11 protein-coding genes are annotated in these 14,051 nt (G+C 42.9%); 8 read left to right on the forward strand and 3 right to left on the reverse strand.

The window, feature by feature from the left end; genetic code table 11:
• The 8 genes from IM475_RS03050 to IM475_RS03085 form a co-directional block, all read left to right on the forward strand.
• On the forward strand, positions 1-328 hold a 328-nt coding region (locus IM475_RS03050), incomplete at its 5' end, for an alpha-isopropylmalate synthase regulatory domain-containing protein (protein ID WP_287726644.1).
• A gap of 704 nt (positions 329-1,032) precedes the next feature.
• Complete coding sequence (gene rpoD / locus IM475_RS03055) at positions 1,033-2,283, forward strand: RNA polymerase sigma factor RpoD (RefSeq protein ID WP_409770802.1); 1,251 nt, start codon at positions 1,033-1,035, stop codon at positions 2,281-2,283.
• Between the two features lie 207 nt (positions 2,284-2,490).
• Positions 2,491-3,318 (forward strand): Rpn family recombination-promoting nuclease/putative transposase, encoded by an 828-nt coding sequence (locus tag IM475_RS03060; RefSeq protein WP_287726645.1) that lies wholly within the window; start codon positions 2,491-2,493, stop codon positions 3,316-3,318.
• 72 nt (positions 3,319-3,390) lie between these two features.
• Positions 3,391-4,863, forward strand: a complete 1,473-nt coding sequence (locus IM475_RS03065; RefSeq protein WP_287726646.1) for a BCD family MFS transporter — start codon at positions 3,391-3,393, stop codon at positions 4,861-4,863.
• A gap of 114 nt (positions 4,864-4,977) precedes the next feature.
• The gene (locus IM475_RS03070; protein WP_287726647.1) at positions 4,978-5,415 is read left to right on the forward strand and encodes a pentapeptide repeat-containing protein; all 438 of its coding nucleotides are present in this window, start codon (positions 4,978-4,980) and stop codon (positions 5,413-5,415) included.
• Positions 5,416-5,519: 104 nt separating this feature from the next.
• Positions 5,520-6,626, forward strand: coding sequence for a hybrid sensor histidine kinase/response regulator (locus IM475_RS03075; RefSeq protein ID WP_287726648.1), 1,107 nt, complete (start codon positions 5,520-5,522; stop codon positions 6,624-6,626).
• Between the two features lie 223 nt (positions 6,627-6,849).
• Positions 6,850-9,636: a cation-translocating P-type ATPase gene (locus IM475_RS03080; protein ID WP_287726649.1), complete on the forward strand. Its 2,787-nt coding sequence runs from the start codon at positions 6,850-6,852 to the stop codon at positions 9,634-9,636.
• Positions 9,637-9,792: 156 nt separating this feature from the next.
• Positions 9,793-9,900 carry a putative toxin-antitoxin system toxin component, PIN family gene (locus IM475_RS03085; RefSeq protein WP_080602295.1) on the forward strand — a complete coding sequence of 36 codons (108 nt, stop codon included), beginning with the start codon at positions 9,793-9,795 and terminating at the stop codon, positions 9,898-9,900.
• A 19-nt stretch (positions 9,901-9,919) separates the two neighbouring features.
• Here the strand turns inward: IM475_RS03085 and IM475_RS03090 are convergent, their stop codons facing one another.
• From IM475_RS03090 to IM475_RS03100, 3 genes are all read right to left on the reverse strand, one after another.
• Positions 9,920-10,276 carry a hypothetical protein gene (locus IM475_RS03090; RefSeq protein ID WP_287726650.1) on the reverse strand — a complete coding sequence of 119 codons (357 nt, stop codon included), beginning with the start codon at positions 10,274-10,276 and terminating at the stop codon, positions 9,920-9,922.
• Between the two features lie 458 nt (positions 10,277-10,734).
• On the reverse strand, positions 10,735-11,244 hold the full coding sequence (locus IM475_RS03095) for a HEAT repeat domain-containing protein (RefSeq protein ID WP_002782678.1): 510 nt from the start codon (positions 11,242-11,244) through the stop codon (positions 10,735-10,737).
• Between the two features lies 1 nt (position 11,245).
• A complete protein-coding gene (locus IM475_RS03100) occupies positions 11,246-13,927 on the reverse strand; it encodes a HEAT repeat domain-containing protein (protein ID WP_287726651.1) in 2,682 nt (893 codons plus the stop codon).
• Between the last annotated feature and the right edge of the window lie 124 nt (positions 13,928-14,051).

The following is a 14,051-nucleotide window of genomic DNA, read 5'->3' on the forward strand; positions in this document are numbered from 1 at the left end:
CACGGTAACGATTCGCACTCCCGACGGTAGCGAGTTATCCGATGCGGCCATTGGTACAGGACCGGTAGATGCTCTCTGCAAAGCGATCGATCGAGTGGTGCAGATTCCTAACGAATTAATCTCTTTCTCGGTGCGGGAAGTTACCGAGGGAATCGATGCTTTGGGAGAAGTGACTATCCGTCTCCGTTACGAAGGACGCACCTATTCTGCTCGCGCAGCCGATACCGATATTATTGTCGCCTCCGCTCGCGCCTACGTCAGTGCCTTAAACCGTCTCCATGTCGCACTGCAGCAGAAGGAAAAAACCCCCGAAATGCTACAAGTCTAGATAGGGTGTTAGGGTGTTAGGGTGTTAGGGTGTTACTTGAAATTCCCCCACTACCCCATCACCCCACTTCCCCACTTCCCCCCGCAACGCGCACGCAGTGACCACCCCACTTCATAATTCATAATTCATAATTCCCATGGCGCTGTTGGAGAAAATCTTAAATTTGTCTCGCAAATTTCTAAAATGTTGCTAAGTTAATATTATGAGCTTGCGCTCTGATTAATCATGGTGCTAATGTACCAAAAACAGATTCGCGTAAAAGCAATGAGGGATGAAATTTATCCGTAAGAATCCGATCAAATTAAATACAATAGCTAAAGACTAAAGGAATTAGCAAGGGCCAATAGGGATGCTGTTCCCCTTGCCATTGGGAACAGTTAACCCGTCCAATAATTCCTTTGATTGTTAGCTATCTGGTCAACACCGCAGACAAACCGGCGATCGGATTCCAGTCCTCCAGCCATTTACCCAATTTTTGCAGGAGCCAGATTATGAGTTGACCGAGCTAAAACAGCATTCCGTGTCGCTAAAATCGCATCGACACAAGAGAATTTAAGCAAAGATCTTCTCCCATTTGTTGTAATTAAAGCTACAATCGGAAAAGTCTTTCCCCGTCTCGGATTGGAGACACAAATTCGTTCAGTATCACCTAGATTGAGATTCGATCTTCTAGTTTTGCACAGAAGGAGCAAGAGGAAAACGGCATGACGCAGGCCCACGATGTACTAACCCTTACCGAGCCGCAATTGGATTTAGATTTGATTGACCTAGACGAAGACTTCGATGATGAGGATATCGAGTTAGAGCTAGAAGAAACCAGCGATAGCAACGATGGCAAAAAAAACCGCCGCCTTGCCAGCGCTCGTCGTCGCGACGCGGCCAGAAAAAAACCCTATACGGAAGATTCGATTCGGATTTATCTGCAAGAGATTGGCAGGATTCGGTTATTGAGAGCGGAGGAGGAGATCGAATTAGCGAGAAAAATCGCCGATCTACTGAAATTAGAACGCATTCGCGAAGATTTTTGCCTCTATAGCGATGCTGAATGGGGAAAACAGGTTTTCCTGTTCGAGCGCATCGAAAGAATTATCGCCGAAAAATCGGAAAAAGAACCGAAATTATCGGATATTAAGGCTTATTTAGGTAAGACGGAGCTAACGGCTCCCATGGTAGAAGAATGGCTGGCGAAATCAAAGGAATACTTATCGGCCTTTAAGCGTCGATTGTACCATGGTCGTCGCGCTAAGGAAAAAATGGTACAATCGAACCTGCGTTTAGTGGTTTCGATCGCCAAGAAATACATGAATCGCGGTCTTTCCTTCCAAGATTTAATTCAAGAAGGTTCCCTCGGTTTGATCCGCGCCGCCGAAAAATTCGACCACGAAAAGGGTTATAAATTCTCCACCTATGCCACTTGGTGGATTCGTCAAGCCATCACCCGGGCGATCGCCGATCAATCCCGCACCATTAGACTTCCCGTCCACCTCTACGAAACCATCTCTCGGATCAAAAAAACCACCAAGATTCTTTCTCAGGAAATGCGTCGCAAACCCACCGAGGAAGAAATCGCCACCAAGATGGAGATGACTATCGAAAAACTGCGTTTTATTGCCAAATCTGCCCAATTACCGATTTCTCTAGAGACTCCTATCGGTAAAGAAGAAGATTCCCGTTTAGGAGACTTTATCGAAGCGGATGGGGAAACCCCAGAAGATGAAGTTTCTAAAAATCTATTACGCGAGGATTTAGAAAACGTCCTCGATACCCTTAGTCCTCGCGAACGCGATGTGCTGCGGCTGCGCTACGGTTTAGATGATGGCCGGATGAAAACACTCGAAGAAATCGGCCAGATTTTCAACGTCACTCGCGAGCGCATTCGTCAAATAGAAGCCAAGGCCCTGCGGAAACTGCGTCACCCTAACCGCAATAGTATCCTCAAAGAGTACATTCGTTAATTTCCCGCCCTTAAAAAACTAGAAACTGAGTCTCCTTGAGGCTCAGTTTTATTGTAATCTGCACCTACCTCGATCGAATTTACAGCAGTTATCTTAATGATGAGGTACAAAGTTTTTGTTTTGGGGAGTCGCTCGTTGATACCAAATTAGGTTAGACTTCATCTTGATCAGAAACACTATAAATATCTCATTGATTAGAATCAAGAAATGTATGATAATGTCTGTAAATTTCTCGCCGAAAATTATAGTCGTGACTTCGCCCAATGGTTATTAGGAGAACCTCTCTCCTTCACCCAATTGAGTCCCTCGGAACTGTCTCTAGAACCGATTCGGGCCGATGCCCTGATTTTGTTAGAATCAGATCAGATTATTCTTCATCTCGAATTCCAGACCGAACCTGACCCAAAAATGTCCTTTCGGATGTTAGATTATCGCACTAGAGTCTATCGTCGCTTCCCCAAAAAAACCATGCGACAAGTGGTAATTTACCTGAAAGAAACCTCATCACCTTTGGTGCAGGAAAACGCTTTTATTCTTCCCAATACCCGTCATGAATACGAAGTGCTTCGTCTCTGGGAAATTCCAGCCGAGAAAATGTTAGGATTATCAGGATTGTTACCCTTGGCCAATCTAGGAAAAACCTCTAATCGTCCCGAAATTCTACGACAAGTAGCCGCAAAAATTGATAATATCGAGGGTAGAACTGAAAAAAGCAATTTAGCCGCCGCTACAGCAATTCTGGCGGGGTTAGTATTAAGTAAGGAAATCATCGGAAGTTTATTAAGGGAAGAAATTATGCGCGAATCAGTTATTTATCAGGACATCCGGGAAAGTGGAAAAGCACAAGGAAGACGAGAAGAAGCGGTTTCTTTGATTCTACGGCTACTTAACCGTCGTTTAGGTGAAATATCCTCGACTTTAAGCCAACAAATCCGAGAACTATCTCTAGAACAATTAGAAACTTTAGGAGAAGCGCTGCTCGATTTTACCAGCTTGACAGATCTGACCACTTGGTTATTGGAGATAGAAAATTAAATCCCCAGAAGATGTCTGCTCGTCCTGCGTTAAATTTTTAAATACTGGCTTTTTTCCCGTATTGATTTAACTATGGCTACCAGCGATATTCCCCATTCTACTCACTCATCCCCAAAACCCCTGCCAAAACTGGGACTTTTCACCATGTTTCGCTTAGGACTCTTTCAGATGGGACTAGGTATTATGTCCCTGCTGACTTTGGGGGTTCTCAATCGGATTATGATCGATGAGTTAAAAGTTTTACCCTTTCTCGCCGCAGCTGCGATCGCTATGCACCAGTTTGTTAGTCCAGCACGCATCTGGTTTGGGCAAAGATCCGACGGTAAAACTATTTTAGGTCATCATCGCAGCGGTTATGTCTGGATTGGGGCGGCAGTTTTTACCGCTTTAGCTTTTATTGCTTTGCAGGTAGTTTGGCAATTGGGACTTAGTATTCAAACTTCGGGATGGAATACCATTTCCTACGCTTGGATTGCCCTCTTAGCCTTAATTTTCGCCCTCTACGGACTCGCTTTAAGTGCCAGTTCTACCCCTTTTTCCGCCCTCTTGGTGGATGTGTCCGATGAAGATAATCGATCGCAATTAGTTGCTATAGTTTGGTCAATGCTGATGGTGGGAATCGTCGTCGGGGCGATCGTTAGTTCTCGTTTGCTGGATACTCCCAATATCTGCGGTACAGAGATTTTGACCTATGATCCGACTCAATCAGCCCCCATAGCCAATATTCCGCAACTACAGGCGACAATTAACCCCGTGTTCACGATTATGCCCGCTATCGTTTTCGGTCTCTGCATTTTAGCGACTTTTGGCGTAGAAAAAAAATATTCTCGTTTTAGTAGTCGGTCCACTCTTGTGCAAAGAGAGGATCAAATTACCTTTAAAGATGCGTTACAAGTTCTCACCGCTAGTCGGCAAACCGGTTTATTTTTCACCTTCCTGCTGATGATGACTTTGAGTCTATTTATGCAGGATGCAATTATGGAACCGTTTGGGGGCGAGGTTTTTGGGATGTGTATCGCCCAAACCACCCAATTAAACGCTTTTTGGGGAACTGGAACCCTTTTTGGTATTGCCGCCACGGGATTTATGCTCATTCCCCGCATCGGTAAACAAAAAACCACTAAATATGGCTGTATTTTTGCAACAATTTGTTTTATTCTCTTGATTTTTGCCGGCTTTTCTGCTGACCAAAGTTTATTAAAATCAAGCTTGCTCTTTTTCGGTTTAGCTTCGGGAATGATTACCGCCGGGGCTACCAGTTTAATGTTAGATTTAACCGCCGCCGAAACTGCGGGAACTTTTATCGGCGCTTGGGGATTATCACAAGCGATCGCCCGGGGATTAGCCACGGTTTTAGGCGGTACGATTTTAAATATCGGTAAAGTTATCTTTTCTAGCCCGGTTTTAGCCTATAGCTTAGTTTTCCTCGTGCAAGCACTGGGAATGATCCTAGCAGTTTGGTTATTAAGTCGCGTCGATGTCAAGGAATTTAAGGAAAATGCCCGAGCAGCGATCGCAACGGTAATGAAAGGAGAGATCGACTAGCAAAAGCAAGCAAAAGTGAGATAACAGGAGAATTAGCCCGATCGGGGGAAGTTAGTTAGCAGCTTTTTTCCTATCCTAAAAGTAGAGAGGAAAACGAAAGAGGAGGCTAAAACGATGAAAAGGACTTTAATGATTGTTCTAGGTTCCCTAGCCTCCTTACTGCTGATTAACCCCGTCGGTGCGGAAAATCCCCAACAGGTGCAACAATTATTGAATACGCGGGAATGTCCGGGCTGTGATCTCCGGGGTGCAGATTTAAGAGGGGCGCATCTAATCGGTGCCGATTTGAGAAAAGCGAATTTACAGGGAGCTAATCTGGAGGAAGCTAACTTAGAGGGCGCAGATTTGACCGATGCTAACCTAGAAGGCGCAAATTTAACCGCAGCTTTTCTGACTAATGCCAGTTTGAATCAAGCTGATCTCGATGGAGTCAATTTCACCAGCGCCGTGATTTATGATGCCGATGTGACGGGTGCATCAATGGAGAGAATTAACTTGACAAATGCTCAGATTTATGGTACTGGTATCGCTGTGGGTGGTGAAAATCCTTAGATGTTCTTGTCCTCAAAATATAGTTAATTTTGTAACAGATGCGAGTGTCGCGTCTGTTTTTTTATACACTTTTACTAAATAGTTTGAGTTATAAAATAACCGGCATGACTCAACTCACATCGCGCCCTAGTGTCTTAATTGTCGATGATTTGCCCAATAATGTGCGGCTATTGTCGATTATGCTCACCGAGAAGGGATATCAGGTACGGAAAGCGATTAATGGACAGATGGCCCTGAATACAGTGCGATCGCTAATTCCCGATCTGATCCTCCTCGATATTAATATGCCCGATCTCAATGGTTATCAAGTTTGTGAACAGTTAAAAGCTGATGAAAACACCAGAGAAATTCCCGTGATTTTTATCAGCGCTCTTGATGATGTCTTCGATAAAGTCAAAGCTTTTCAAGTGGGAGGTGTCGATTATATTTCTAAACCTTTTCAAGGGGAAGAAGTCATGGCCCGCATCGAAAATCAATTAACTATTTGCCGTCAAAAAAAACAACTACAAAACGAAATTAAAGAACGTCAAAAAACTGAGGAAACTTTAGAAATTTATCTTCATGCTGTCTCTCACGATCTCCGCAATCCCGTGATCGGGATGTCAATGATCTTAAATAATTTAATTAAAAATTCTCAGGGAGAAACTAAAGAAGTATCCCGGAAGATTTTACAACAGATGGCCGACAGTTGTGATCGACAATTAACTTTAATTGATTCTCTCGTCGAAACCCGACAAAATGATCTTTGGGGAGTTTCCCTAGCACTAAAGCCTTTATCTCTCTACGAAATCGGTCAACAGATCGGTCAGGAATGGGAGTTAAGATTAAAGGAAAATCAAGCAACTTTAATTAATAATTTTTCCCACGATTTACCCTTAGTTAATGCCGATGCTCACCATCTCTGGCGAGTTTTTGAGAATTTATTAGCCAATGCTCTTAAACACAATCCCCAAGGTATAATTATCACTTTCTCGGCTAGACTAGAGGGTAATTATCTCCGGTGTAGCATTGCCGATAATGGGGTGGGAATTAGCGAAACCCAGAGAAAACAATTATTTGATCGCTATCAACGAGGCAACAATAACAATCAGATTAGTTTAGGACTAGGTTTATATCTATGTCGTCAAATTATCCATGCTCACGGAGGCGAAATTGGCATTATGAATAATGATGAAAAAGGTTCACAATTTTGGTTTACTTTGCCCTACTAAGCTGTTGACTAAGTAGGTAGATGTTAAAAACTTTCAGACACCCCCCTTATCAAGGGGGGATTAAGGGGGGATCTATCTTCAATTTAATTATAACCAGCTACTTATCTACATTACTCGTTAAGACTGTCTATGAGCAGGAAGAGCCAGTTTAAACATTTGTTTTTTTCTGTGACCCTGGAAAGAAAGGGCTAAGATCTATCTAGATCAACTATCTTCACTTGCCATGGCCGCTAATGCCGACTATTCTGCCCATTCTAGCCTTAACTTGCAACAACCTTGGCATACCTATCCGGTGGAAACCACCCTATCTATCCTCGGTAGTTCGGCTGTTAATGGCCTCAATAGGGAGCAAATCGCCGAAAGAATTAAATATTATGGCAAAAATGAACTACAAGAACGTCCAGGGCGCAGTAATTGGCAAATTCTCCTAGATCAGTTTACCAATATTATGCTCCTCCTCTTAATTGCCGTGGCCATAATTTCCGGAGGACTGGATTTACTGGAATTGCAGCGCGGTCATCTGGCTAAAATTGGTGTTCCCTTCAAAGATACGATCGCTATCTTAACAATTGTCATCCTCAATGGCATCCTCGGCTATCTGCAAGAAAGTCGCGCCGAAAAAGCTCTGGCCGCTTTAAAAAAACTTTCCTCTCCCCAAGTTAATGTTATTCGCGAGGGTCAACGCACAGAAATAGATGCGGTTAATCTCGTCCCCGGGGACATCATGCTGATTGAAGCGGGAACCCAAATCAGCGCCGACGGCCAAATTATCGAAGCTTTTAACCTGCAAATTCGCGAATCGGCCTTGACAGGAGAGGCAAATAGTGTTAATAAATCCGCCTCCATTGACCCCTTAGACAGGGATACTCCCCTTGGCGATCGCTTAAATTTTGTCTTTACTGGAACAGAGGTACTGCAAGGCCGGGCCAAGGTCATCGTTACCAGTACGGGGATGACAACGGAATTAGGCAAAATCGCTCAAATGTTAGCAACAGTCGGCAATGAACCCACTCCTCTCCAAAAAAGAATGACTCACTTGGGCAATGTCCTTGTTGCTGGTTCTCTCATTCTAGTGGCCCTGACTATTACCATCGGCCTGATCAATGCCGGTTGGTCGGCCCTAGAGGAATTAGTCGAAGTTTCCCTTAGTATGGCAGTAGCCGTCGTTCCCGAAGGATTACCCGCAGTTATCACCCTAACTCTCGCCCTAGGTACTCAACGCATGGTTAAACGTCAGGCCTTGATTCGTAAACTGCCGGCAGTAGAAACCCTTGGTTCTGTTAATGTGATCTGTTCCGACAAAACCGGGACGCTAACGGAAAATAAAATGATTGTACGCGAGATAGAGACAGTTAATCGCAGTTTTTTAGTTACTGGGGAAGGATATAGCCCAAAAGGACAATTTTTAGACACCGAGCAACGGGCGATCGATCCCAAAACCGATCTAGAATTACATCATCTTTTAATTGCCAGTATCCTCTGCAACGATGCCAGTTTAAACCTCGATAATGGTCACGATAGCATTTTAGGCGATCCCACGGAAGGAGCCTTATTAGTTTTAGGGGCGAAAGCGGGCTTAAATTTATCCCTAACCAAGCAAGAGTTCCCTAGAATCGCTGAAATCCCCTTTTCTTCTCAAAGAAAGCGAATGTCGGTCATTTGTCAAGGAGTCAATCGCGTACTATTTACCAAAGGTTCCCCAGAATTAATTCTTGAACAGTGTCTCTCCTACCAATCGGGATTAGAAAGTCTTCCTTTTGGGGATAGGGAAAAAGAAAAAGTCTTAGTCGCTAACAATGCTATGGCTAACAGGGGTTTACGAGTCTTAGGATTAGCCTATAAAACACTAATTTATCCGCCAGAATCAACTGAAATCAGCGAAGATGCCCTAATTTGGTTAGGAATGGTCGGTATGATCGACGCACCGCGACCAGAGGTACAAATCGCCGTGGCTAGGTGTCGAGAAGCGGGAATCCGTCCAATCATGATCACCGGTGATCATCAATTAACCGCTCTAGCGGTGGCTAAAAGTCTTGGTATTGCCCAAGCGGGAGCTTTAGTCATCTCAGGGCGAGAATTAGATAAATTATCACCAATTCAGCTAGAAAACATTATTGACAAAACTAACATCTATGCCCGTGTCTCCCCCGAACATAAATTAACTATTGTCCGCGCCTTGCAAAAAAAGGGTAAATTTGTTGCTATGACCGGAGATGGGGTGAATGATGCTCCGGCCCTAAAACAAGCAGATATCGGTATTGCCATGGGAATCGCCGGAACCGATGTCACCAAAGAGGCTAGTGATATGATTCTCCTCGATGATAATTTTGCCACCATCGTCGCCGCCACGGAAGAAGGGCGAGTGGTTTATAACAATATTCGCAGTTTTATTAAATATATTCTCGGCAGTAATATCGGGGAAGTGATTACTATCGCTGCTTCGCCTCTTTTGGGTTTAGTTACTCCTCTCACTCCCCTACAAATTCTCTGGATGAATTTAGTTACTGATGGTTTACCTGCTTTAGCTTTGGCAGTGGAACCCGCTTCTCCTAATATTATGCGTCGCCCTCCTTTTAGTCCCCAAGAAAGTATTTTTGCTCGCGGTTTGGGCAGTTATATCGTGAGAATTGGGATTATTTTTTCGATTATTAATATCACTCAAATGTTGATCGCTGTGCGCTTGGATCCGCTTTTTGGTAATACCGGTTCATGGAAAACTATGGTTTTTACTACTCTCTGTTTAGCTCAGATGGGTCATGCCATTTCCGTGCGATCGAGCGATCATCTTACCATAGAAATGAATCCTTTGACTAATCCCTATCTTTGGGTAGCAGTAACCCTGACGACAATTTTTCAACTGATGTTAATCTATGTTCCTGCTCTGCGGGATTTTTTCGGCACTCAATTTTTAACTAAAGAAGAATTATTAATATGTTTGGGGTTTAGTACCTTATTATTCGTTTGGGTGGAGTTAGAAAAATTATTTACCCGTTGGTATCATCGGCGATAATCAGGGAGTTTTTTTCATTGTTCAGTAAACAGTAAACAGTAAACTGATACTAAATCCCTTGAGCATAGGTGACTTACGAGGACAGGCAAAAGGGAGAATAAATAATCAGTTTTTAATAACCAGATTTAGTATTATTATCGATACCTTCTAGAGAAAATCAAGGTTTGCAGAGATGATAAAGATAATCAGTATTTAGGATCAGAGATCGATAGTCAAGCGACTTGTATTGTAAGCGGCGATTCCGATCTAATCGTTTCTAACTAACAGGATTGATATTCTAGGTTCACTCACTTAAATTATCAGTTTCTAGCCATTTTTTACCCATTTCAATGGGAATACCGAGGGGAGGACAGAGGACTTTAATTAATTCAATTCCTCCCGTGATTAAAATGCTTCTTAGACGAGAATTTTTCTTGATTTCTGCGTCAACTTGTGCGACAAAAGTTTGTTTTTCAATTTCGGTATTAGTGGGATAATTTTGGGTGATTTGGCTGATAAGTTGTTGGATTTCTTGGGCGGCTTCGGCTAAATTTTGGGGTGTGGCGTAATTATGTTGAACTGCTTTTTGATCTCCTTGCACCGTATCGGCAAAGTTAGCAATATTTGCTCCACGAAGGTCATATTTAGGAGTTTCTGACATAGGATTAAAAGATTGAAGATTACTGATGATAATTAGGGTTTGCGGCAAAAAGTACGGGCGAAGCATTCGGATAGAAAATCTCCGGTTTCACCGATAGGTTATTGCCCGAATGCTTCGCCCCTACAGGACGCGGGCCGATGAAGACGCAAGGTTCTGAAGCACGATTCTCTCAAAATCTTGCACCTGTTTCGCAAGAAAAGCCACAAAACCCCTATCTTGCCTACATTTCACATTTATTCAGCAAGCCCTAATTATAGCATCCATAATGGCAAAACTGAGAACATTTCTCTGAATGAAAGCGATACGTCGAATTCAAGTCCCCCTTTTCAAGGGGGATTTAGGGGGATCAAAATAAGGATTGAGCGGCTTTAATCCGAATACTTGGGTTCTTGTCTGTGAATAGTCTTTTGGCAAGAGTTCTGATAATTAAATCGAGGGATTCTGTCCTCAATTTCATATCAGTTTACTGCATAACGAGAGCCAATTTTACCGAGGGCATCAACAGCACTGAAACGAACGCTATCATCTTCATCGTAACAAACATTTACTAGATCAGGAATAACATCTTCTAGTCCAATTTCACCTAAAGCAATTGTGGCTGTGACACGAACTTTTACTTCCGTATCTTGTAGGGATTGAATGAGATAGGATATTGCTTTTTCACCACCAATTTTTCCGAGAGATTCCGCCGTGATTATCCGAATATCGGGATTAGTATCAGATAAGCAGGAAGCTAGATAAGGAATTGCGGATTCATTGCCAATTTCTCCTAAAGCTCGAATCAGATTTAGGCGAACATTAAGATCATTTTCTCCTATTAAATGGGATACTAAGGTGTCGGCAAGGCTGCTATTGCCAATTTTGCCCAAGGCTTCGGCAGCTTTAGCGCGGATCTGGGGGAGAGAATCGTTGAGTTTATTCAATAAAGTATTGATGGCGATTTGGGTGTTATTAAGTTGCTGAACCATGTTATTTTTCCTCTGGGTTATTGTTATTAGGTTGCTGGGGATAATTCTGTTGGTTTCCTTGCACATTATGAGCTAAATTGCCAATAGTAGCTCCTCTGAAATCATAGGTAATAGATGAGGTTTCAGAGGTTGGGGATTGAGTGGAGTAAGAAATAGATTCAGGGAGGGGGTGATAGTATTTAAGTTTGTTTTGAATTGTGTCTAGTGCTTCTCTAGCTTGAAAGAGAGTATCGCCATTATTTAATGTGACAAAATCAGGATTTTTCAGGCATTTGATAAGTTCAGTCATCGCCGCTTCCGAGCCAATATTACCCAAAGCCTCAGCTGCCTGCGAACGAACATACTTATTAGAGTCTTTTAAAGCCTTGAGTAACCCCGGAATGGCTGTTTCTGAACCAATCTTACCCAAAGCCTCGGCTGCCTTCCAACGAACATACACATCAGAGTGTTCTAAAGCCTTGAGTAACTCCGGAATGGCTGTTTCCGAGCCAATTTCACCCAAAGCGAAGGCTGCGTTCCAACGAACATACACATCAGAGTCTTTTAAAGCCTTGAGTAATCCCGCAATAGCTGTTTCTGAGCCAATATTACCCAAAACCCAGACTGCGTTCCCACGAACATCCTCATCAGAGTCTTCTAAAGCCTTGAGTAACCCCGGAATGGCTGTTTCTGAGCTAATCTTAGCCAAACCCGCGGCTGCCTTCCAACGAACATACCCATCAGAGTCTTCTAAAGCCTTGAGTAACACCGGAATTGCTTCTTCTGAGCCAATCTTACCCAAAGCGAAGGCTGCACTCCTACGAGCATTCCTATCAGAGTTTTCTAAAGCCTTGAGTGACCGAGGAATTGCTGTTTCTGAGCCAATCTTACCCAAAGCGAAGGCTGCATTCCCACGAACATCTTTATTAGAGTCTTCCAAAGCCTTGAGTAACCCCGGAATCGCTGTTTCTGAGCCAATTTTACACAAAGCCACGACTGCGTTGCTACGAACATCTTTATCAGAATCTTTTAAAGCCTTGAGTAATCCCGCAATGGCTGTTTCTGAGCCAATTTTACCCAAAGCGAAGGCTGCCTTCCAACGAACATCTTTATTAGATTCTTCCAAAGCCTTGAGTAATCCCGCAATGGCTGTTTCTGTGCCAATCTTACCCAAAGCCTCGACTGCGTTCCTACGAACAACCCCATCAGAGTCTTTTAAAGCCTTGAGTAACTCATTAACAACTTGATTAGACTTTGTTAATCCCAATAACTCCACCTTAAACTGTTTCGGCACATCCAACCCAAGCACTAACCCCACTGTCTGCTTTTGAAACTTAAAGTTGACTTCTCCTGCTAACCTCGCTCCTAATTTTAAATCAATCTCTAACCCTAATTTAACCACCCGTTTTGCTTGGGTTTCATTATCCAATAACCCCAACAGTAACGCCACAGGTTCCGTCCATTTGAGATAATTCAAATAGTCCCACTGTAACTGCTCATCCCTGAGATGGGGTAACTTTTTCTTTAATTCCTCAGCCGTGTAATATTCTTGAATCAGTTGGTGGCGAAAAGCAATTTTATCATTACCTTCTAGGTGAATTAGATGATATTTCAGTAAATCCTTTAACCACTGCTTACTGTAATATTCTGGGAATCCTTTATTTTTGATAAATTTGCTTAATTCTTCCTCTGCTTCTGTTCGGGAAATAGCCACCTGAATCTCAGTTTTTGACTCCCCTTGGGTCATTTTCCAAGCTAACACTTGCAGCAATTCTCGCCACCAATCCCGCGATTCTTGGTAAGTAGAAACATCTGCTTTTAATTTGTGGTGATAAACTGTTTCGGTAAAATGTCGAAAAACTAAGCCTAAATTAGCAGGAATTTGGCTTTTCTCATTAAAAACTTCACATAACATCCACAAAAGCAGGGGGGTTTCTCCCAATTCCTTGAGACGATTTCCCAACTGTTTAAGCATTTCTTCGCCTTTTTCAGGCAAATAGGCCTTGACAAAATCCCGCATCTGTGCTTCGCTCAGGGGGAGCATTTCCAGCTTTTTTTCAATGTTTAAGTCGTCGCTGCCTAAATCCCTTGTGGTGAAAATCATCGAAATTTCTGCATACTGCTGGCGAAAGTTTTTTAAATTCTGTCGTGCAGTATCTGAGGGCAATTCATTGATACCATCAAATAATAATAATGGTCTAAAATTCTGGTTTTCTAACAGCCAACTTTCTAGGGTATTACTATCAATAATTAATTTATGGCGTTGCAGGAATTGTAAAATTAAATCAAGAATTGAGGTTTCATACAAGCGTAATTCGATGAGAATGGGAATTTGAATGATTTTAGCTTGATTTTGTTGATTTAGGCGCAAGCTTTGGGCTTCTACGGATTCTTCTAATAATAATCTGGCTAAAGCGGTCGATTTTCCTGAACCGGGACGACCTTTTAAAAGAACGTGATTAGCCGCATATTCGCGTAAACCATCTAAAACTGTGAATATTTCGGGTTTTTCTGGTCTTTCTGGTCTTTCTTGTCGGTTTTGTGGTTCTTTTTCAATCGTCTGCACCCACAAATCCCTTAGCAAAGGTGCAGTTTTCGACGGGCGTGTTTTTCCCTCTACGTCCGTGAGGGTGTAAAATGTCTCCCACTGGGCGTACTTTTCCGAGTCCGAGATTGATTTGAGATAGGGAGTCCAGTCAATCATTGATGCTGTCTGTTAGTTAGAGAAGGAACCATGATTAAACTTTCTAATATTTTAATTGTCAGCTAAGTTAGTTCGGACTAAGGAGATTTGGTCACAACTTCCACGAAAGAATAGAGCTAACCAG

This window comes from Microcystis sp. M061S2 (assembly GCF_020245605.1).
Classification (GTDB): Bacteria; Cyanobacteriota; Cyanobacteriia; order Cyanobacteriales; family Microcystaceae; genus Microcystis.